Origin of the sequence: Streptomyces cinnabarinus (genome assembly GCF_027270315.1) — a bacterium.
Classification (GTDB): domain Bacteria; phylum Actinomycetota; class Actinomycetes; order Streptomycetales; family Streptomycetaceae; genus Streptomyces; species Streptomyces cinnabarinus.
This window is the reverse complement of the sequence record NZ_CP114413.1, coordinates 3,428,356-3,449,124: the sequence shown is the minus strand read 5'-3', so window position 1 is coordinate 3,449,124 and position 20,769 is coordinate 3,428,356. Positions and strand designations below refer to the sequence as shown.

The 20,769-nt window shown below is 70.5% G+C and carries 16 protein-coding genes; 11 read left to right on the top strand and 5 right to left on the bottom strand.

Features of this window, described 5'->3' with window-relative positions; all coding sequences use genetic code 11:
• Window positions 1–87 precede the first annotated feature (87 nt).
• The 3 genes from STRCI_RS15415 to STRCI_RS15405 all read left to right on the top strand — a co-directional run bounded on the left by STRCI_RS15415 (window position 88) and on the right by STRCI_RS15405 (window position 4,256).
• Window positions 88–453: a cupin domain-containing protein gene (locus STRCI_RS15415; protein WP_269659522.1), complete on the top strand. Its 366-nt coding sequence runs from the start codon at window positions 88–90 to the stop codon at window positions 451–453.
• A gap of 30 nt (window positions 454–483) precedes the next feature.
• A complete protein-coding gene (recD2, locus tag STRCI_RS15410; RefSeq protein ID WP_269659521.1) occupies window positions 484–2,718 on the top strand; it encodes an SF1B family DNA helicase RecD2 in 2,235 nt (744 codons plus the stop codon).
• Window positions 2,719–2,963: 245 nt separating this feature from the next.
• Window positions 2,964–4,256: a citrate synthase gene (locus tag STRCI_RS15405; protein ID WP_269659520.1), complete on the top strand. Its 1,293-nt coding sequence runs from the start codon at window positions 2,964–2,966 to the stop codon at window positions 4,254–4,256.
• Window positions 4,257–4,799: 543 nt separating this feature from the next.
• On the opposite strand, the gene STRCI_RS15400 is transcribed toward STRCI_RS15405, so the two are convergent.
• Window positions 4,800–7,055 carry a heavy metal translocating P-type ATPase gene (locus STRCI_RS15400; protein ID WP_269659519.1) on the bottom strand — a complete coding sequence of 752 codons (2,256 nt, stop codon included), beginning with the start codon at window positions 7,053–7,055 and terminating at the stop codon, window positions 4,800–4,802.
• A 19-nt stretch (window positions 7,056–7,074) separates the two neighbouring features.
• Window positions 7,075–7,290 carry a heavy-metal-associated domain-containing protein gene (locus tag STRCI_RS15395; protein WP_269664554.1) on the bottom strand — a complete coding sequence of 72 codons (216 nt, stop codon included), beginning with the start codon at window positions 7,288–7,290 and terminating at the stop codon, window positions 7,075–7,077.
• 203 nt (window positions 7,291–7,493) lie between these two features.
• Here STRCI_RS15395 and STRCI_RS15390 point away from each other — a divergent pair, with 203 nt between their 5' ends.
• Window positions 7,494–8,693, top strand: coding sequence for a cation:proton antiporter (locus STRCI_RS15390; protein ID WP_269659518.1), 1,200 nt, complete (start codon window positions 7,494–7,496; stop codon window positions 8,691–8,693).
• Between the two features lie 100 nt (window positions 8,694–8,793).
• Window positions 8,794–9,837, top strand: coding sequence for a zinc-dependent alcohol dehydrogenase family protein (locus STRCI_RS15385; RefSeq protein ID WP_269659517.1), 1,044 nt, complete (start codon window positions 8,794–8,796; stop codon window positions 9,835–9,837).
• Window positions 9,838–9,841: 4 nt separating this feature from the next.
• Here STRCI_RS15385 and STRCI_RS15380 read toward each other — a convergent pair whose 3' ends face one another.
• A complete protein-coding gene (locus STRCI_RS15380) occupies window positions 9,842–10,042 on the bottom strand; it encodes a helix-turn-helix transcriptional regulator (protein ID WP_269659516.1) in 201 nt (66 codons plus the stop codon).
• 328 nt (window positions 10,043–10,370) lie between these two features.
• Between STRCI_RS15380 and iolC the strand changes: the two genes are divergently transcribed.
• The 5 genes from iolC to mmsA are packed head-to-tail and all read left to right on the top strand — an operon-like array spanning window position 10,371 to window position 16,647.
• Entirely contained in the window at window positions 10,371–11,537 is a 1,167-nt protein-coding gene (gene iolC, locus STRCI_RS15375; protein ID WP_269659515.1) for a 5-dehydro-2-deoxygluconokinase, read from the top strand.
• On the top strand, window positions 11,534–12,415 hold the full coding sequence (locus tag STRCI_RS15370; RefSeq protein ID WP_269659514.1) for a Cgl0159 family (beta/alpha)8-fold protein: 882 nt from the start codon (window positions 11,534–11,536) through the stop codon (window positions 12,413–12,415). The genes iolC and STRCI_RS15370 overlap by 4 nt, the downstream gene beginning before the upstream one ends.
• A gap of 7 nt (window positions 12,416–12,422) precedes the next feature.
• The gene (iolB, locus tag STRCI_RS15365) at window positions 12,423–13,250 is read left to right on the top strand and encodes a 5-deoxy-glucuronate isomerase (protein ID WP_269659513.1); all 828 of its coding nucleotides are present in this window, start codon (window positions 12,423–12,425) and stop codon (window positions 13,248–13,250) included.
• Window positions 13,247–15,130 (top strand): 3D-(3,5/4)-trihydroxycyclohexane-1,2-dione acylhydrolase (decyclizing), encoded by a 1,884-nt coding sequence (iolD, locus tag STRCI_RS15360; RefSeq protein ID WP_269659512.1) that lies wholly within the window; start codon window positions 13,247–13,249, stop codon window positions 15,128–15,130. Before iolB ends, iolD begins: the two co-directional genes overlap by 4 nt.
• A gap of 14 nt (window positions 15,131–15,144) precedes the next feature.
• A complete protein-coding gene (mmsA, locus tag STRCI_RS15355; protein WP_269659511.1) occupies window positions 15,145–16,647 on the top strand; it encodes a CoA-acylating methylmalonate-semialdehyde dehydrogenase in 1,503 nt (500 codons plus the stop codon).
• A gap of 55 nt (window positions 16,648–16,702) precedes the next feature.
• Here the strand turns inward: mmsA and STRCI_RS15350 are convergent, their stop codons facing one another.
• Window positions 16,703–17,551: an SCO4651 family lipoprotein gene (locus STRCI_RS15350; protein ID WP_269659510.1), complete on the bottom strand. Its 849-nt coding sequence runs from the start codon at window positions 17,549–17,551 to the stop codon at window positions 16,703–16,705.
• A gap of 280 nt (window positions 17,552–17,831) precedes the next feature.
• On the opposite strand from STRCI_RS15350, the gene STRCI_RS15345 reads away from it, so the two are divergent.
• Entirely contained in the window at window positions 17,832–19,244 is a 1,413-nt protein-coding gene (locus STRCI_RS15345) for an APC family permease (protein ID WP_269659509.1), read from the top strand.
• Here STRCI_RS15345 and STRCI_RS15340 read toward each other — a convergent pair.
• A complete protein-coding gene (locus STRCI_RS15340; protein WP_269659508.1) occupies window positions 19,241–20,623 on the bottom strand; it encodes a condensation domain-containing protein in 1,383 nt (460 codons plus the stop codon). The genes STRCI_RS15345 and STRCI_RS15340 overlap by 4 nt on opposite strands.
• Window positions 20,624–20,769: the final 146 nt, after the last annotated feature.

The following is a 20,769-nucleotide window of genomic DNA, read 5'->3' as shown; positions in this document are numbered from 1 at the left end:
TGACAAGCCCCCGAGACCGGATCGTGATGTCCTGGAAGCGCGAGGTCCGTTTCCTCAAGGCCCTTACGGGGCCGGAGTGGAGGAGCCATGACGGCGGCGGCACGGAACGACGTACCCGTGGTGATGGAGGGCAACGGGGTGGAACTGCGCACCCGGCCCCTCGGCGGTGGCCTGTCCGTGGGGTACATCAGCCTGCCCCAGGGCACTGACATGGGCCCGGCGATGAAGGGCCTGCCCGACGACTCCTGCCAGTGCCCGCACTGGGGTTATCTGCTGAAGGGCCGGCTGCGGATGCTCACCGCGGACGGCGAGGAGATCTACGAGGCGGGCCAGGCCTACTACTGGGCGCCCGGACACATCCCCCTGGCCCTGGAGGACTGCGAGTTCGTCGAGTTCTCCCCGACCGAGGACTTCGACAAGGTCATCGCCCATGTGAAGGCCCAGGCCGGATGAGCTGTCAGTGCCGGACGGTACCGTCGGCGCATGTCCAATCCGGCGGTGGTCGAAGGCGTGCTGGAACGCATCACGTACGCCAATGAGGAGAACGGCTACACGGTCGCCCGTGTCGACACCGGACGCGGCGGCGGCGACCTCCTCACGGTGGTCGGCGCGCTGCTCGGCGCCCAGGTGGGCGAGTCCCTGCGGATGGAGGGACGCTGGGGGTCGCACCCGCAGTACGGCAAGCAGTTCACCGTCGACAACTACACGACCCTCCTCCCGGCCACCGTCCAGGGCATCCGCCGCTATCTCGGATCGGGCCTGGTCAAGGGCATCGGACCGGTCTTCGCCGACCGCATCACCCAGCACTTCGGCCTGGACACCCTGAAGATCATCGAGGAGGAGCCCAAGCGGCTCATCGAGGTCCCCGGGCTCGGCCCCAAGCGGACCAGGAAGATCGCCGACGCCTGGGAGGAGCAGAAGGCGATCAAGGAGGTCATGCTCTTCCTCCAGACCGTCGAGGTCTCCACCTCCATCGCCGTGCGCATCTACAAGAAATACGGCGACGCCTCGATCTCCGTCGTGAAGAACCAGCCCTACCGCCTGGCCGCCGACGTCTGGGGCATCGGCTTCCTCACCGCCGACAAGATCGCCCAGTCCGTCGGCATCCCGCACGACAGCCCGGAGCGGGTCAAGGCGGGCCTCCAGTACGCCCTGTCCCAGGGCAGCGACCAGGGCCACTGCTATCTCCCCGAGGAACGGCTGATCGCCGACGCGGTGAAGCTGCTCCAGGTCGACACCGGTCTGGTCATCGAGTGCCTCGCCGAACTGGCCGTACCGGACGAGGAGTCCGGCGACCCCGGCGTCGTACGGGAGAAGGTGCCCGACCCCGAAGGCGGCGATCCCGTCACCGCCGTCTACCTCGTCCCTTTCCACCGCGCCGAACTCTCCCTCTCCGGCCGGCTGCTGAGCCTGCTGCGCACCGACGAGGACCGCATGCCCGGCTTCCGGGACGTGGCCTGGGACAAGGCGCTGGCCTGGCTGAAGGGCCGCACCGGCGCCGAGCTGGCCCCCGAGCAGGAGGCCGCCGTCAAGCTGGCGCTGACCGAGAAGGTGGCTGTCCTGACCGGTGGGCCGGGCTGCGGCAAGTCCTTCACCGTCCGCTCGGTCGTCGAACTGGCCCGCGCCAAGAAGGCGAAGGTGCTGCTCGCCGCCCCCACCGGCCGCGCCGCCAAACGCCTGGCCGAGCTGACCGGCGCCGAGGCCTCCACCGTGCACCGCCTGCTGGAGCTGAAGCCCGGCGGGGACGCGGCGTACGACCGGGACCGGCCCCTCGATGCCGACCTCGTCGTCGTCGACGAGGCCTCCATGCTCGACCTGCTCCTCGCCAACAAGCTCGTCAAGGCCGTGCCTCCCGGGGCGCACCTCCTCTTCGTCGGAGACGTCGACCAGTTGCCCAGCGTCGGTGCGGGGGAGGTGCTGCGGGATCTGCTGGCCGACGGCGGCCCGGTCCCCGCCATCCGCCTCACCCAGGTCTTCCGCCAGGCCCAGCAGTCCGGTGTGGTGACCAACGCGCACCGGATCAACTCCGGGCAGCATCCCGTGACCGACGGCATGAAGGACTTCTTCCTCTTCGTCGAGGACGACACCGAGGAGGCCGGCCGGCTCACCGTGGACGTGGCCGCGCGCCGGCTTCCGGCCAAATTCGGGCTCGACCCGCGGCGCGATGTCCAGGTGCTCGCCCCCATGCACCGGGGCCCGGCCGGCGCCGGGACGCTCAACGGCCTGCTCCAGCAGGCCATCACCCCCGGCCGCCCCGACCTGCCGGAGAAGCGGTTCGGCGGCCGGGTCTTCCGGGTCGGGGACAAGGTCACCCAGATCCGCAACAATTACGACAAGGGCGCGAACGGCGTCTTCAACGGCACGGTGGGCGTGGTCACCTCGCTCGACCCGGTCGACCAGCGCCTGACGGTGCTGACCGACGAGGACGAGGAGGTGCCGTACGACTTCGACGAACTCGACGAGCTGGCGCACGCCTACGCGGTGACCATCCACCGCTCGCAGGGCAGCGAGTACCCGGCGGTGGTGATCCCGGTCACCACGGGCGCCTGGATGATGCTGCAGCGGAATCTGCTCTACACCGCGGTCACCCGGGCCAAGCGGCTGGTCGTGCTGGTCGGCTCACGCAAGGCCATCGGCCAGGCGGTGCGCACGGTCTCGGCGGGCCGGCGCTGCACGGCCCTGGACTTCAGGCTCGCACCACGCGCGCTGGAGGGGTGAATGCCAGGCTCTCAGCCCCGCTTTGGGAGGGGTGAGTGAAATTTGATCGATCAAACGAGTCGTAAAGGTCACAGAGCCCTTCCGGTGGGTGGTGCGGAGGGGGCAGGATGAGCAGGTTGGCGGCACTGAGTGCCGTCAATAAGCCCAATGGTCGACCCCGAGTGCACTCTCATGCGCCAAATGGGGGATGGTAGAGACAGTCAGGGCAACCTCGAAGAAGAGGCACAACGTCGGTGAGGGAAGACGTGAGCGACAACTCTGTAGTACTGCGGTACGGCGACGGCGGCGAGTACACCTACCCGGTGATCGACAGCACCGTCGGTGACAAGGGCTTCGACATCGGCAAGCTCCGCGCCCAGACCGGGCTGGTGACCCTGGACAGCGGCTACGGCAACACCGCCGCGTATAAATCCGCCATCACCTACCTCGACGGCGAGCAGGGCATCCTGCGGTACCGCGGCTACCCGATCGAGCAGCTGGCCGAGCGCTCCACCTTCCTGGAGGTCGCCTACCTGCTGATCAACGGTGAGCTGCCGACCGTCGACGAGCTGAGCACCTTCAAGAACGACATCACGCAGCACACGCTGCTGCACGAGGACGTCAAGAACTTCTACCGGGGCTTCCCGCGCGACGCCCACCCGATGGCGATGCTGTCCTCGGTGGTCTCCGCCCTGTCGACGTTCTACCAGGACAGCCACAACCCGTTCGACGAGAACCAGCGCAACCTCTCCACCATTCGCCTGCTCGCGAAGCTTCCGACGATCGCGGCCTACGCGTACAAGAAGTCCATCGGCCACCCGTTCGTCTACCCGCGCAACGACCTCGGCTATGTCGAGAACTTCCTGCGCATGACGTTCTCGGTGCCGGCCCAGGAGTTCGAGCTCGACCCGGTCGTCGTCTCCGCCCTCGACAAGCTGCTGATCCTGCACGCGGACCACGAGCAGAACTGTTCGACCTCCACGGTCCGTCTGGTCGGCTCCTCGCAGGCGAACATGTTCGCCTCGATCTCCGCCGGTATCTCCGCGCTGTGGGGCCCGCTGCACGGTGGCGCCAACCAGTCCGTGCTGGAGATGCTGGAGGGCATCCAGGCCAACGGCGGCGACGTCGACTCCTTCATCCGCAAGGTGAAGAACAAGGAGGACGGCGTCCGCCTGATGGGCTTCGGCCACCGGGTGTACAAGTCCTTCGACCCGCGCGCCAAGATCATCAAGGCTGCCGCGCACGATGTCCTCTCCGCCCTCGGCAAGTCCGACGAGCTGCTGGACATCGCGCTGAAGCTGGAGGAGCACGCGCTCTCCGACGAGTACTTCGTCGCGCGCAACCTCTACCCGAACGTCGACTTCTACACCGGCCTGATCTACCGGGCCATGGGCTTCCCGACCGAGATGTTCACGGTCCTCTTCGCCCTCGGCCGCCTTCCGGGGTGGATCGCCCAGTGGCACGAGATGATCAAGGAGCCCGGCTCCCGCATCGGCCGCCCGCGCCAGATCTACACGGGCGTCGTGGAGCGGGACTTCGTCCCGGTCGAAGAGCGCTGACCCGACAGGTCGAAGACGCCGTACATATGTGAAAGGCGCCCTGGCGCCGGTCCCCCCACGGGCCGACGTCCAGGGCGCCTTCCCATGTCCCGGTGCGGATTCCCCCCACGGGATCCGGCCGGGCGTCTGTGAGGACAGCGCCTGAATCGCTGTTGTTCGGTACTGCGTTGAGCAGAACGAGCGAAATTTCTCGTACTACTCGGTGTGCGGTGGTGCTCGGTCTGCGGTCTGCCGGGACAACGCACGCTCGGGAGGGCCGCTCAAGCTCCCCGGGGTGCGTGCCCCGGCAACGCATCTCTGAGGAAGTCCCCCAAGACATCCCCAGATGTCAGTTCGCGCCCCCCAAGACGCTTCCTGACATCGCCAACTTAGACCTTCGAACCCCTTCGATGGTTACGTTCACATCACTGTGATCTGCGTCTCTTGCATATGTCCGTTAGATGCGCAAGAGCCCCGATACACCGAACGAGACCCAAGCGTAAGGATGATGCGCGAGCCTTGTGAAGAGCTTATGTGAGGCTCGCGCCGGACTCCAGGGGGGTCCTAACGGAAAGTCCTCAATCGCAGGCTGTTCGTCACCACGAAGACCGACGAGAACGCCATCGCCGCGCCCGCGATCATCGGGTTCAGCAGACCGGCCGCGGCCAGCGGCAGTGCGGCCACGTTGTATCCGAACGCCCATACAAGGTTTCCCTTGATCGTGGTGAGCGTCCGCCGGGACAGCCGGATCGCGTCCGCGGCCACCCGCAGATCCCCGCGCACCAGCGTCAGATCCCCGGCCTCGATCGCCGCGTCCGTCCCGGTCCCCATCGCCAGCCCCAGATCGGCCGTGGCGAGCGCCGCCGCGTCGTTGACGCCGTCACCGACCATGGCGACCGTCCGCCCCTCGCCCTGCAGGCGCCGCACCGCCTCGACCTTCTCCTCGGGCAGCACCTCGGCGATCACCTGCTCGATCCCCACGGCACGGGCCACCGCCTCGGCCACCGCCCGGTTGTCCCCGGTGAGCAGCACCGGCGTCAGCCCGAGCGCGCGCAGCTCGCGCACGGCCTCGGCGCTGGTCTCCTTGACCGTGTCGGCGACCGCCAGCACGGCCCGCGGCTCCCCGTCCCAGCCGGCCACGACGGCCGTACGTCCGTCTCTCTCGGCCTGGTCGCGGGCCCGGGCCAACTCCCCGGGCAGTTCGGCGAAGAGGCGCCCCACGGCGACCTCATGGCCCGCCACGCGCCCGCGCACGCCGCGTCCCGGCACGTTCTCGAAGTGCTCGGCCACCGGCAGTTCCCCGGCCCGCTCCTCGGCACCCTGGGTGACCGCCCGGCCGACGGGGTGCTCGGAGGCGTGCTCCAGGGCGCCCGCGAGGCGCAGCGCCTGCTTCTCGTCGGTGCCTTCGGCGACGTAGACCTCGTGGAGGGTCATCCGGCCCGTGGTCACCGTGCCGGTCTTGTCGAGGACGACGGTGTCGACCCGGCGGGTGGACTCCAGCACCTCGGGGCCCTTGATCAGGATGCCCAGTTGGGCGCCCCGTCCGGTGCCGACCAGCAGTGCGGTCGGGGTGGCGAGGCCGAGCGCGCACGGGCAGGCGATGATCAGGACGGCGACGGCCGCGGTGAACGCGTCCACGGTGTCGCCGGTCGCGCCGAGCCAGCCGCCGAAGGTGGCGGCCGCGAGCGCGAGCACCACCGGCACGAACACCGCGGAGATCCGGTCGGCGAGCCGCTGCACCTCGGCCTTGCCGCTCTGCGCGTCCTCCACCAGCCTGGCCATCCGGGCCAGCTGGGTGTCGGCGCCGACCCGGGTGGCCTCGACGACCAGCCGCCCGCCCGCGTTCACCGTCGCCCCCGTGACGGTGTCCCCGGCCGCCACGTCCACCGGCACGGACTCCCCGGTCAGCATGGCCGCGTCCACCGCGGAGACGCCCTCCACGACGGTGCCGTCGGTGGCGATCTTCTCGCCGGGCCGGACGACGAACCGGTCCCCGACGGCCAGTTCGGCCACCGGGATCCGCCGCTCGCGCCCGCCCCGCAGGACGGCCACGTCCTTGGCGCCCAGTTCCATCAGCGCCCGCAGCGCAGCCCCCGCGTGCCGCTTGGCGCGGGCCTCCAGCCAGCGGCCCAGCAGGATGAAGGCGATCACCCCGGAGGCCACTTCGAGGTAGATCGAGGAGGCGCCGTCCATGCCGCCGACGGTGAGCCGGAAGCTCTCGCGCATCCCGGGCATGCCCGCGTCCCCGAAGAACAGCGCCCACAGCGACCACCCGAACGCGGCCAGCGTGCCGACCGAGACCAGGGTGTCCATGGTCGCGGCGCCGTGCCGGGCGTTGGTCCAGGCGGCCCGGTGGAAGGGCAGCCCGCCCCAGACGACCACGGGCGTGGCGAGCGTGAGCGCCAGCCACTGCCAGTTGTCGAACTGGAGCGCGGGGATCATGGAGAGCAGGACGACGGGCGCGGCGAGCAGCGCGGAGACGGTGAAACGGCTCCGGTAGTCGGCGAGTTCGGGATCCTCCGCCGTCGCCGTCTCGGCCGCCCCCGCGGCGGGCTCGGGCGGCGCGGGCTCCTCGGCGGTGTACCCGGTCTTCACGACCGTGGCGATCAGATCGGCCACCTCGACGCCCGCCGGGTAGCTGACCCGCGCCTTCTCGGTCGCGTAGTTGACGCTGGCGGTGACCCCGGCCATCCGGTTGAGCTTCTTCTCGACCCGGGCCGCGCAGGAGGCGCAGGTCATCCCGCCGATGAGCAGCTCGACCTCGGAGGGGGGCGCCCCCTCGGCGGTGGGTGTTATCGGGGCCGGGGCGGTGGAGGACATGATCCGGACTCCGCAGTGCTCAGGCGACGCCGACGAGCTCGAAACCGGCCTCGTCCACGGCAGCCCGCACATCCTCCTCGCGCAGCGCCTCGACGGAGACCACGGTGACCTCGCCGGTGGAGGCGACGGCCTGCACGGAGCTGACGCCGGGCAGCTCGGAGATCTCGCCGGAGACGGCGCCCTCGCAGTGGCCGCAGCTCATCCCGCTGACCTTGTAGACGGCGCTGACGCTCATGTTGTTCTCCTCGTCGAGGCAGGTGGGGCTCACGGGGTCCACGAGGGTACCCGCTGTCCACCGTATACCCCTACGGGGTATTTATCCAAGGAGAGGCGCGAGGAGCCGAAGAGTCGAGCGGGTCGGGGCGGGTGCCGGGGGCGGTTAGGGAGAGCTGGGGCCTGTTGGGGAGTTTTGTGCGCACCCTATGGTAGTTACCCCCTATGTCGCAGGCCGGGACGCTCATCCTGATCATGTCCATCGCGGTGCTGGCGCCGCTGCTCGCACACGGCGTCGCCCGCTGGCTCCCCGTCCCGCTCGTCATCTTCGAGATCGCCCTGGGCGTCCTGGTCGGCCCGGACGTGCTGGGCTGGGCGGGACAGGGCGAGGTCATCGACACCCTGGCCGACCTCGGCCTGGCGATGCTGATCTTCCTCGCGGGCTACGAGATCGAGTTCGACAAGGTCCGCGGCGACACCCTGAGCCGCTCGGTGCGGGCCTGGCTGATCGCGCTGGCGGTGGGTCTGGGCCTCGGCACCCTGATCTCCGGCTTCGACCGGGGCGTCTACATCGGCACGGCGCTGACCAGCACCGCCCTCGGCACCGTACTGCCCGTGCTGCGCGACGCGGGCGCCCTGCGCTCCCGGTTCGGCTCGGTGATGATGGCGTTCGGCGCGGTGGGCGAGTTCGGGCCGATCATCGCCATCGCGCTGCTGCTGAGCGGACGTTCACCGGGCCGCTCGACCGCGGTGCTCGCCGCGTTCGCGCTGCTGACGGCGGCGGCCGTGTGGTGGGCGACCCGGCCGCGCCCGCCCTGGTTCTCCCGGGTGGTCGCGGTGACCCTGCACACCAGCGGCCAGTTCGCCGTACGGCTGGTGGTGCTGCTCCTCGCCGTGATGCTCGGGCTCGCCCAGGCACTCGGCCTGGACACCCTGCTCGGCGCCTTCGCCGCCGGGGTCATCGCCCGCCTCGTCCTGCACGGGGCGGCGCCGCGGAGCGCCGAGCCGGTGATGGAGAAGGTGGAGGCGATGGGATTCGGCTTCCTGGTCCCGCTCTTCTACGTCGTCACCGGCATCGAGTTCGACCTGGACGCCCTGCTCTCCGGCGGCCGCGCCCTGCTGCTCCTGCCGGTGTTCCTGGTGCTGTTCCTCCTCGTCCGCGGCCTGCCCGTGTACGCCCTCGCCCCACGCGACCTCGACCGCGCCGACCGGCGCGCCCTCACCCTGTTCGCCGCCACCGCACTGCCCCTGGTCGTCGCCATCACCACGATCGGCGTCGACGCGGGCACGATGCGCACGGACGAGGCGGCGGCGCTGGTGGGGGCGGCGATGCTGTCGGTACTGCTGTTCCCGCTGGCGGGGCTGCGCCTGCGCGGATCCCGGACGCCACGGCATGAGCCGCTGGCGGAGCCGGAGTCCTGGTGAGGCCACCGGCCGCGGCACGCGCCGTCCAGTCCTCCCCGTCCAGTCCTCCCCATTTGGCCTTCCCCATTTAGCCTTCCCTCGGAGGAAAGGAGCCGCCGCCATGCGAGCCGTGGTCTTCGAGCAGTACGGCGAACCCGCCGAGGTACGCGATCTGACCGACCCCGAACCGGCCGACCACGGAGTCGTGGTGCGCGTGGAGGCCACCGGACTGTGCCGCAGCGACTGGCACGGCTGGCAGGGCCACGACCCCGACATCACGCTGCCGCATGTGCCCGGCCATGAACTCGCCGGTGTCATCGAGGCCGTGGGCTCCCGGGTGACCGGCCATCGCCCCGGCGACCGGGTCACCGTGCCCTTCGTCTGCGCCTGCGGGAGCTGCCCGTCCTGCGCGGCGGGCGACCAGCAGGTGTGCGAGCGGCAGACCCAGCCCGGCTTCACCCACTGGGGCTCCTTCGCCCAGTACGTGGCCCTGGACCACGCCGACGTGAACCTGGTCGCCGTCCCCGACGGCCTGTCCTTCGCCACCGCCGCCTCGCTCGGCTGCCGGTTCGCCACGGCGTTCCGCGCGGTGGTGCAGCAGGGCCGGGTCGCGGCCGGGGAGTGGGTCGCGGTGCACGGCTGCGGCGGCGTCGGGCTGTCGGCGGTGATGATCGCGGCGGCCTGCGGCGCCCGGGTCGTCGCCGTGGACGTGTCGCCGCGGGCCCTGGACCTGGCGCGGAGGTTCGGGGCGGCGCACTGCCTGGACGCGACGAACGTGCCGGACACGGCCGAGGCGGTCCGGGAACTGACCGGCGGCGGCGCCCATCTCTCCCTCGACGCGCTCGGCTCGCCCGCCACCTGCGCGGCCTCGGTGAACAGCCTGCGCCGCCGCGGCCGGCACCTCCAGGTCGGCCTGCTGCCCTCGGCCGACGGCACCACCCCCGTCCCGATGGCCCGCGCCATCGGCTGGGAGCTGGAGATCCTCGGGAGCCACGGCATGGCCGCGCACACCTATCCGCCGATGCTGGAACTGGTCCGCGCCGGGGTGCTGCGCCCGGACCTCCTCGTCACCACCACCATCACGCTGGCGGACACCCCGGCCGCGCTGGCGGCGATGGGCACGGCCGGGGCGTCGGGGCTGACGGTCATCGAGCCCTGGGCCTGAGGGCTCAGTCCTCTCTTCGGCCGCGGTTGCCGGGGCGGGCGGCGACCCAGGCGCGGACCGTTTCGGCGTACCAGAAGGGCTTGCCGCCCTCCACATGGTCCGGCGGGGGCAGCAGACCGTGCTTGCGATAGGACCGCACGGTGTCGGGCTGCACGCGGATGTGGGCCGCGATCTCCTTGTAGGACCAGAGTCGTCGGTCGGTCATGTGGTGCACCTCCCCGCGCGCGCCGCGGCGGCGGCCGGGAACGGCCGTCGGGGGTACCGGACGCTGCGCTGGCGATCACAGAAGCCTGTGCCCGGTGAACGACGCCGAGTGACCGTGAGGCAGTGGCTGTGTGCCGGATGTGACCCAAGACCCGCGTAGGTGCGACATGTGTGACACAAGGGGGGTGTTTGTGACACAGGTGGCACACAGGGAGTGGACCGGAACCGGTTCGATCCGGACTGTCTGGTCCGAATGTCTGGACAAAACATTGACAGGGCTCCGTGGGCGGGGCTAGAAAGCCGGGGAGAGCCGATACGAAGGGAACGCGATGGCGTACGACCTGATCACCATGGGGCGGATCGGCGTGGATCTCTATCCGTTGCAGACGGGCGTCCCGCTGCCGCAGGTCACCTCCTTCGGCAAGTTCCTCGGCGGTTCGGCGGCCAACGTCGCGGTCGCCGCCGCCCGTCTGGGCCGGAACACCGCCGTGATCACCCGCACCGGCGACGACCCCTTCGGCACCTATCTGCACGAGGCCCTGCGCGACTTCGGCGTCGACGACCGCTGGGTCACCCCGGTCCCGGGCCTGCCCACACCGGTCACCTTCTGCGAGGTGTTCCCGCCGGACGACTTCCCGCTGTACTTCTACCGGCAGCCCAAGGCGCCGGACCTGGAGATCGACGCCCACGAACTGGACCTGGACGCGATCCGGGACGCCCGCGTCTTCTGGGTGACCGGCACCGGCCTGAGCGAGGAGCCCAGCCGTACGGCGACGCTGGCGGCCCTGGCCCACAGGGCCAGGGCCGGTACGACGGTCTTCGACCTCGACTGGCGCCCGATGTTCTGGCGGGACCCGGACCAGGCCCGCCCGTTCTACCGGGAGGCCCTGCGCCACACCACCGTCGCCGTGGGCAACCTGGACGAGGTGGAGGTGGCCACGGGAGTCCGCGAACCGCACGCGGCCGCCCGGGCCCTGCTGGACGCCGGAGTGGAGCTGGCGGTGGTCAAGCAGGGCCCGAAGGGCGTCCTGGCCGTGCACCGCGACGGCGACCGGGCCGAGGTCCCGCCCCTCCCGGTGGAGGTCCTCAACGGCCTCGGCGCGGGCGACGCCTTCGGCGGCTCCCTCGTCCACGGCCTCCTCAACACCTGGGACCTGGAAACCACCATGCGCCACGCCAACGCGGCCGGCGCCATCGTCGCCTCCCGCCTGGAATGCTCCTCGGCCATGCCGACCCAGGAGGAGGTGAGGGAGGCGGTCACGGCAGGAGCGGTACAAGCACGGCAGGCACCCGGACGGCAGGCACCCGCACCCGCCGACGGCGCGTCCACCCCGGAGGGCCACCCGGATCCCGACGCCGCTCTGCCCACCCACCCACCCGCACCCGCCGATGGCGACTCCGCCCCACAGGGGCCACCCGCACCCGGCCACGAAAGTCGCACGGGTCGTGCCGGTGGGAACCCGCCCGCCGATGGCGAAGCCGAGGCCGACCGGTGACCGTCAACGTCGCGGAGCTCGTCCGCACCCGCACCAGGCACCCCGAGGCCATCGCCGAGGCCGCGGCCCGCCGCAGACGACGCCCGCTGCTGGGCGACTCCGGCCGCCTGATGATCGTCGCCGCCGACCACCCCGCCCGCGGAGCCCTCGGCGTGGGCGACCGCAAGTTCGCCATGGCCAACCGGGCCGACCTCCTCGAACGCCTCTGCCTCGCCCTCTCCCGCCCCGGCGTCGACGGAGTCCTCGCCACCGCCGACATCCTGGACGACCTCCTCCTGCTCGGCGCCCTGGACGACCGCGTGGTCATGGGCTCCATGAACCGCGGCGGCCTGCAAGGCGCCAGCTTCGAACTCGACGACCGCTTCACCGGCCACCGCCCGGAGGACATCCGCCGCCTGAACTTCGACGCCGGGAAACTCCTCCTCCGCATCGACTACGACGACCCGGGCTCCCTGAACACCCTGGAGTCCACCGCCCGCGCCGTCGACGAGATGGCGGCCCGGCAACTCCCGCTGTTCGTCGAGCCGTTCATCAGCCGTCGCACACCCGACGGGAAACTGAGCAACGATCTCTCCGCCGAGGCCGTCACCCGCTCCATCGCCATCGCCTCGGGCCTCGGCGGCAGTTCGGCCTACACCTGGCTCAAGGTCCCGGTCACCGCCAACCCGGACGACATGGCCCAGGTCATGGAGACCTCGACGCTGCCCGCCGTACTGCTCGGCGGCGACATCGGAGACGATCAGGAGGCCGCGTACGAGAAGTGGCGCGGCGCTCTCCAACTCCCCACCGTGCGCGGCCTGGTGGTCGGCCGTTCGCTGCTGTACCCGGCGGACGGCGACGTGGCCGCCGCCGTGGACACCGCCGTAGGACTGCTGTGAGGGCCGCATGAACACGACGAGCAGGGACAGGGAGCTGTACGTCCCCAGGGGCGCGACCGCGGACGGGCACTACACGCTCGACATCGATCCGAAGCGGGCCGGCTGGACCCACAGCGCGCTGCGGATCGTGGGGCTGGAGCCGGGCGGCACACACACCTTCGACGCCGGGGACAGCGAGTGGATCGTGCTGCCCCTCAACGGCGGCTGTACGGTGCGCACAGCACAGCAGGAGTTCCAACTCCTGGGCCGGGAAAGCGTCTTCGCGTCGGTCACTGACTTCGCGTACGTACCCCGAGACGCCCGGGCACAGATCGCCTCCGGCGCGGGTGGCCGCTTTGCTTTGGCAGGAGCAAGGTGCGAGCGACGACTCCCCGCCCGCTACGGCCCCGCGCCGGAGGTCCCCAGGGAGGAGCGCGGCAGCGGCAACCGGCTGCGCCATGTGCGCAACTTCGCCTCCGCCGACGCCTTCGAGTGCGACCGGCTCATCGCCGTCGAGGTGATCACCCCCGGCGGCAACTGGTCCTCGTACCCGCCGCACAAGCACGACGAGCACCGGCCGGGGGAGGAGTCGGAGCTGGAGGAGATCTACTACTTCGAGATCGACGGCCCGCACGGCTTCGGCTACCAGCGCGTCTCCCCGTCCCGCGAGGGTGGCTCCGACGTACTCGCGGAGGTCCGTTCCGGTGATGTCGTGCTCGTCCCCGACGGCTGGCACGGCCCGTCGATCGCCCAGCCCGGCCATGACATGTACTACCTGAACGTGATGGCGGGCCCGGGGGAGACCCGGGAGTGGCGGATCTGTTTCCACCCCGACCACACGGAGGGCTACCGATGACGACGACGACCCGGCTGACCGTCGCGCAGGCGCTGGTCCGTTTCCTCGCCGCGCAGTACACCGAGCGCGACGGCGTACGGCACCGGCTGATCGGCGCGACCTGGGGCATCTTCGGCCACGGCAACGTCGCCGGGCTCGGCCAGGCGCTCGTCGAGCACGCCGAGGTGATGCCGTACCACCAGGGCCGCAACGAGCAGTCCATGGTGCACGCGGCCGTGGGCTACGCCCGTCAGTCGAACCGGCTGTCCACCCACGCGGTGACGACGTCGATCGGCCCGGGCGCGACCAACCTGGTCACCGGCGCCGCCCTCGCGACCATCAACCACCTCCCGGTGCTCCTGCTGCCCGGCGACACCTTCGCCACCCGCCCGGCCGACCCGGTGCTCCAGCAGCTCGAAGTGCCGTACGCGGGCGACCTCAGCGTCAACGACTGTCTGCGCCCGGTGTCGAAGTACTTCGACCGGATCACCCGCCCCGAGGCCCTGATCCCGGCCGCCCTCCAGGCCGTACGGGTGCTCTCCGACCCGGTCGAGACCGGCGCCGTCACCCTCGCCCTGCCGCAGGACGTGCAGGCCGAGGCGTACGACTGGCCGGAGGAGTTCTTCGCCGAGCGGGTCTGGACGGTACGCCGTCCGGGCGCCGACCCGACCGAGCTGGCCGAGGCCGTGACGGCGATCCGCGCCGCCCGCCGGCCCCTCGTCGTCGCGGGCGGCGGAGTCCACCACAGCCGCGCCGAGGAGGCCCTCGCCGAGTTCGCGTCCGTCACCGGCATCCCGGTCGCCTCCACCCAGGCCGGCAAGGGCTCGCTGCGCCACGACCACCCCCAGGACGTCGGCGGCATCGGCCACACCGGCACCGCCACCGCCGACGAGCTGGCCCGTACCGCCGACCTGGTGATCGGCGTGGGTACCCGGTACACCGACTTCACCACCGCCTCCGGCACCCTCTTCCAGGAGCCCGGCGTCCGCTTCCTCAACCTCAACATCGCCCCCTACGACGGCCACAAGCTCGGCGGGCTGCCGCTGGTCGCGGACGCCCGCAGCGGCCTGATGGAGCTGACCGAGGCGCTCCAGATGCACGACCACCGGGTCGCCGCCACCTACGCCGCCGGGTACGCCGAGGGCAAGGAGCTCTGGGAGCAGCGCGTCGACGCCTGCTTCGAGGCCGCCGAACCGGACGTACGGCCCACTCAGCCGCAGGTCATCGGCGCGCTGGACGCGATCGTCGACGAGACGGACGTGATCATCAACGCGGCCGGTTCGCTCCCGGGCGATCTGCACAAGCTGTGGCGGGCCCGCTCGTCCGACCAGTACCACCTGGAGTACGGCTACTCCTGCATGGGCTACGAGATCCCGGCCGCGATCGGCGTCAAGCTCGCCGCTCCCGAGCGCAACGTCTGGGCGCTCGTCGGCGACGGTACGTATCTGATGATGCCGACCGAGATCGTCACCGCCGTGCAGGAGGGCATCGCCGTCAAGATGCTGCTCGTGCAGAACCACGGGTACGCGTCCATCGGCGGTCTGTCGGAGTCGGTGGGCGGCGAGCGGTACGGCACCGCCTACCGCTTCCCGGCCGCCGACGGCACCTATACGGGCGCCCCGCTCCCGGTCGATCTCGCCGCCAACGCGGCCAGCCTCGGCATGCGCGTGCTGCGCGCGAAAACCGTCCGGGACCTGCGGGCGGCGCTCGCCGAGGCACGGGCCGCCGACACTCCCACATGTGTCTACGTGGAGACCGAAACGACAGACACAGTGTCGGGCGCGCCCGAGGCACAGGCCTGGTGGGATGTTCCTGTGGCCGAGACCGCGACCCGACCGTCGGCGGTCAAGGCCCGTGAGCTGTACGAACGGCACGTCTCTGCTCGACGCCGCCATCTGTGAAGGAGTTCTTGGTCATGACGAAGATCGTCAACCACTGGATCGGCGGCAAGACCGCCGAAGGCGCGTCGGGTAATTACGGGCCGGTCACCGACCCGGCCACCGGCGCGGTCACCACGAAGGTCGCTTTCGCCTCGGTCGACGAGGTGGACGCCGCGGTCGCCGCCGCCAAGGAGGCGTACCTGACCTGGGGCCAGTCCTCGCTGGCCCAGCGCACCACGATCCTGTTCAAGTTCCGGGCGCTGCTGGACGCCAACCGGGACGCCATCGCCGAGCTGATCACCGCCGAGCACGGGAAGGTGCACTCCGACGCCCTCGGCGAGGTCGCGCGCGGCCTGGAGATCGTCGACCTGGCCTGCGGCATCAACGTGCAGCTGAAGGGTGAGCTGTCGACACAGGTCGCCAGCCGCGTGGACGTCTCCTCGATCCGCCAGCCGCTGGGCGTGGTCGCGGGCATCACGCCGTTCAACTTCCCGGCGATGGTCCCGATGTGGATGTTCCCGATCGCCATCGCCTGCGGCAACACCTTCGTGCTCAAGCCGAGCGAGAAGGACCCCTCGGCGGCCGTCAAGCTCGCCGAGCTGCTGGCCGAGGCGGGCCTGCCGGACGGCGTCTTCAACGTCGTGCACGGCGACAAGGTGGCCGTCGACCGCCTCCTTGAGCACCCCGACGTCAAGGCGGTGTCGTTCGTCGGCTCGACCCCGATCGCCCGCTACATCCACACCACCGCCTCCGCAAACGGCAAGCGCGTCCAGGCGCTCGGCGGCGCCAAGAACCACATGCTGGTCCTCCCCGACGCGGACCTGGACGCGGCCGCCGACGCTGCGGTGTCCGCCGCCTACGGCTCCGCGGGCGAGCGCTGCATGGCGATCTCCGCGGTCGTGGCGGTCGGCTCGATCGGCGACGAGCTGGTGGAGAAGATCCGCGAGCGCGCCGAGAAGATCAAGATCGGCCCCGGCAACGACCCGACCTCCGAGATGGGCCCGCTCATCACGGCCGTACACCGCGACAAGGTGGCCTCCTACGTAGAGGGCGCGGCGGCCGAGGGCTGCGAGGTCGTCCTGGACGGCACCGGCTACACCGTCGACGGCTTCGAGGACGGCCACTGGATCGGCATCTCGCTCCTGGACAAGGTGCCGACCGGCGCGAAGGCGTACACGGACGAGATCTTCGGCCCCGTCCTGTGCGTGCTGCGCGCGGAGACCTACGAGGAGGGCGTGGCCCTCATCAACAGCTCGCCGTTCGGCAACGGCACCGCGATCTTCACCCGGGACGGCGGCGCCGCCCGCCGCTTCCAGCTGGAGATCGAGGCCGGCATGGTCGGCGTAAACGTCCCGATCCCGGTCCCCGTCGGCTACCACAGCTTCGGCGGCTGGAAGGACTCCCTCTTCGGCGACCACCACATCTACGGCAACGACGGCACGCACTTCTACACCCGCGGCAAGGTCGTCACCACCCGCTGGCCGGACCCGTCCGAGGCCCCGACCGGCGTCGACCTGGGCTTCCCGCGCAACCACTGAGCGCACGATCGGGCCCCGGGCAGGTGGCGATCCACGTGCCCGGGGCCCTGTCGTGTCACTGGCCGTTGGCCTCCTTGAGGGCCTCGGTCAGGTCGGCGGTCTGGGCGGCCGGCGGGGCGTCGATGTCCTTGGTGGCACCGAACTTGGCGAAGTCCATGGAGACCGTCATGGTGCCCATGACCTGCTTCAGCCGGACCGGCAGGTCCTTGTCGTTGACCCAGATGTCCATTTCCATGGTGGCGGCGCCGCCGGTCATGTCGCCCAGCATGCTGTCCTCGCCGCTGTAGGCCTCCTTGAACTGGCCCAGGTCCTCCTGGTCGAGGACCGCGCGGTAGTGGTGGGTGCTCTGGCCGTTGACCGTCTCGGTGCCGAGGTCCTCGACGTCGTCGGCGTACTTCAGGCCCTTCAGGGAGGCCGTCGGGTTGCCGCTGTCGCCGCCGCCCTTGTAGGCCTGGCTGCCGCTGTCGCCGAACACGGCGGAGGAGTCGACCTTGATCCACTCCTTGCCCGCGATCGGGCCGGAGGCCTGCGGGTCGACGTCGTAGTAGTAGACGCCATCGACGAGCAGACAGTGGATGGTCGGGTCGTCCTGGAGGGACTCCATCTGGGCGGCCTTGGTGTCCATCTGGATGTCGTAGGCCATGCCGTTGCCCCACGAGTAGGTGCCGTCCATGGCTATCGGGGTGCCGGTGCCCAGATCGGTGGACATGCTCACCTCGGCCGAGCCCAGTTCCTCGGTCCGGTCGGTGGCGCGGGCGAGCGCCGCCATGATCTTGTCGGTGTTGGTGACCGCCTCGGCCGCCTTGTCCGCCGTGCCCTTGGCCGCCTCGGAACCGCACGCGGTGGCCGTCATCAGAGCCGCCGCCGTGAGCCCCACCCAGGCCGTGGTGTGCCTCAGCTTCATCTGTGTCCCCGCCCCATCGACTGTGTTTTCGCTGTGTGACACACGGACTCTAACGGTCCCCACTGACACGTCCGTATGCCGGACCCCGGCAGTTTTTTCGACCTTCACCTTGCGGTTCCCGTACCGCGGCAGGAACGGGAATGGCTTGCCTGTTCTGCTGTTTACGCGATCAAGAGGCCGTTCTTGCTACGGATTTCGTAGCCAGACAGCCATTGACGCACTGGTTTTCGTCGGTGTTCCATTCCGAACCACTGCCGCACGAGTCGATCGGAACCGCCGCATGACCGACACGCTGGAGAAGTCCACCGCCACCGATGACGCATCGGTCACCGGATCGGTTCCGGCACCGGAACTGAAGCGTTCCATCGGGGTCGTCGGCGGCACTCTGCTCACGCTCTCCTGCGTGACCCCGGCCTCCACCCTCTTCGTGGTCGTCCCGGATCTGTTCGGCTCGCTCGGCACCGCCACTGCCCTCACCATCGCGATCGGCTCCCTGCTCTGTATCGCTGTGGCGTTCTGCTACTCCGAGCTCGGCACCCTGATCCCCAGCGCGGGCGGCGAGTACGCGATGGTCACCACGCTGGCCGGACGGCTCGCGGGCTGGCTGGTCTTCGTCCTCTCCCTGCTGGTCGTGATGATCGTGCCGCCCGTGATCGCGATGGGCACCGCCGACTATCTCGCCCCGGTCGTCCACCTGGACCCCGCGCTGGCGGGCGCCGGGGTGATGCTACTGGCCACCCTCGCCGGTCTGCTGGACCTGCGCGCCAACGCCTGGATCACCGGTGTCTTCCTGGTCCTGGAGGTCATCGCCGCGGCCATCGTCGCGGTCCTCGGCTTCGCCCACGCCGAGCGCGGACCGGACAGCCTGGTCTCGCTCCAGGTCGCGGGGGCGGACGGCGGCCCGGACACCGTGACGGCCATGCTGATCGTCTCCGGGCTCGCCATCGCCCTCTTCGTCACCCAGGGCTTCTCCACCGCCGTCTACCTCTCCGAGGAACTGGAGCACCCGCGCAGGAACGTCGCCCGTACGGTGCTGGCCACCCTCGGCATCTCCGCGGTGATCATCCTGGTCCCGGTCATCGGCATCACCCTCGGCGCCTCCGACCTCGCCGAACTGACCGGCGGCGACATCGGCTCCATGGTCACCGCCTGGTCCAGCTCCGCGGTCGGCACCTTCGTCAGCCTCTGCGTGGCCCTCGCGATCATCAACGCGGGCATCGTCATGGTGATTCAGAACTCCCGCGTCCTGTTCGCCTCCGCCCGCGACAAGGCCTGGCCCCAGCCGGTGAACACGGTCTTCGCCAAGCTCGGCCGCTTCGGCTCCCCGTGGGTCGCGACCCTGGCGGTGGGCGTCCCCGGCGCCGCCCTCTGCTTCGTCAACCTGGACACCCTCTACGGCGTGACAGGCGTCTCGGTGACCGGCATGTACCTCCTGGTGGCGGTGGCCGCCCTGCTCTCCCGACGAGGCGCCCACCGCCACACCCCCGCCTGGCGCATGCCCCTGTGGCCCGCGATGCCGCTCCTGCTGATCGTGGTCCTCGCCTACATCCTGACCCAGCAGGAGACGGAGTACCTGCTCTGGACGGGCGGCATCACGGCGGCGGCCACGCTGTACTGGGCGCTGTACCTGCGCCCGAGGCGGGACACGCGGTGGCTGGTCTCACTCCCCGAGGACCAACTGACGCCGCACTAGCCCCGAACCCCCGCAATCACGTCACGCAACCGCTCCACATAGAGCGACATGTTCTTGTAGGCGACATCCGTATCCGGATACCGGCCGGCGAACCACAACCCCTCGTGCAGCCGGTTCACCCACACACAGACCTGATCCCCGTACGACACCCTGATCAGCCCGTACGCCGACTGCTCGGCCCAGTCGGCCGCACCGGGAATCCCCCGGGCGTCGAGGTACGACACGATCGAGTACAGATCGGGCGAGGTGGGCCGGAAGTCCGCCCCCAGCAACGCCAGCACCCGGGCCAACGGCATCCGCGCCAGCGGCCGCGCGGCCTGCAACTGCTCGCGCACACTCCTCAGCGCACCCGCGAAGTCCGGCACCGGCACCAGCGGAACCTCGATCGGCGCACCCCCGACGTACCACCCCACGGACTCCGACCAGCGCGACTTCACCCGCGTATGGAAGGGCACGACCGTGCGATAGACGGACTGCCCGCCGATCTCCCGCACGATCAGCGCGGTGGCCGCCAGCAACCCGACCAGACTGCCGCCGTAGGGACGGCAGTACGCCTCGAACGCGGCGGCGTCCTCCGCGCCCACCAGCGGCTCGCTCATCAGCTTCTGCGTCGGCAGCGGCCCCCCGGGCTCAAGACCGAGATCCACCGGGAACCCCGGCAGCCTCCCGTCGCAGCGCCCGATGAACTCCCGCCAGCGCCCGACAACCTCGTGCCCCGCGTCGATCCGGTCCGCGTCCGCCCGCTCGATCTCGCAGAAGTCGATGTAACTGCTCACCGGTGGCTGCTCCACGGCCCGGCCCGCGAGCCCCGCCGCGTAGAGCTCGTGGATCTCGGCGGGGATGCGGTGGATGGAGTAGGCGTCCACATTGCTGTGGTCGAAGGCCATGTACACGCTGGCCCCGTCGTCCCGCACGACCGCCGTGTAGATCAGGTTCGGCCAGCGCAGCGCGTCCGCGGCCACGTCGAAACGGTTCTGGAGGTGCCGCACCAGCTCACCCGCGTCGTCGAAGTCGCCGACGACCTCACGGTGCAGGGACACCTCGCGCGTGCCGAGGGTGAACCGGCGCAGTTCGTCCCCGTCCGGCCGGAAGCCGCTGCGCAGTGTCTCGTGCCGCAGCGTCCAGCCGCGCAGGGCGTCCTGGAGGGCGTCGAGGTCGACCGGGCCCGGGATGTCGAAGGCGGTGCCCAGCCAGGTCGGGACGAACAGACCGTCCTCGCGCACGGTCCTGGCGGTCCTGATGTGCGACTCCTGGATGTACGCCGGTGGCCGTGTGTCGTCCGGCAGCAGCGCGGCTCTCGCGACGGTCGCCGGAGAGAGCGTCCACTCGACGAGCTGTCCGGGCCGGACCTCGCAGCGCTGGATGTCGGTGATGCGCACAGGGCGTCTCCGTTCGCAGTGGGGGGCCTTCAGTGGGGGGACCTTCAAGGGTCTGCCGCCGGCGGGAGCTGGGTGTGCCGTTTCGCCCGGCTTCAGTTGATCGTGTGGCTCCTCGAACAGCGGTCCTCGTACCGCGGGCGCGGTAT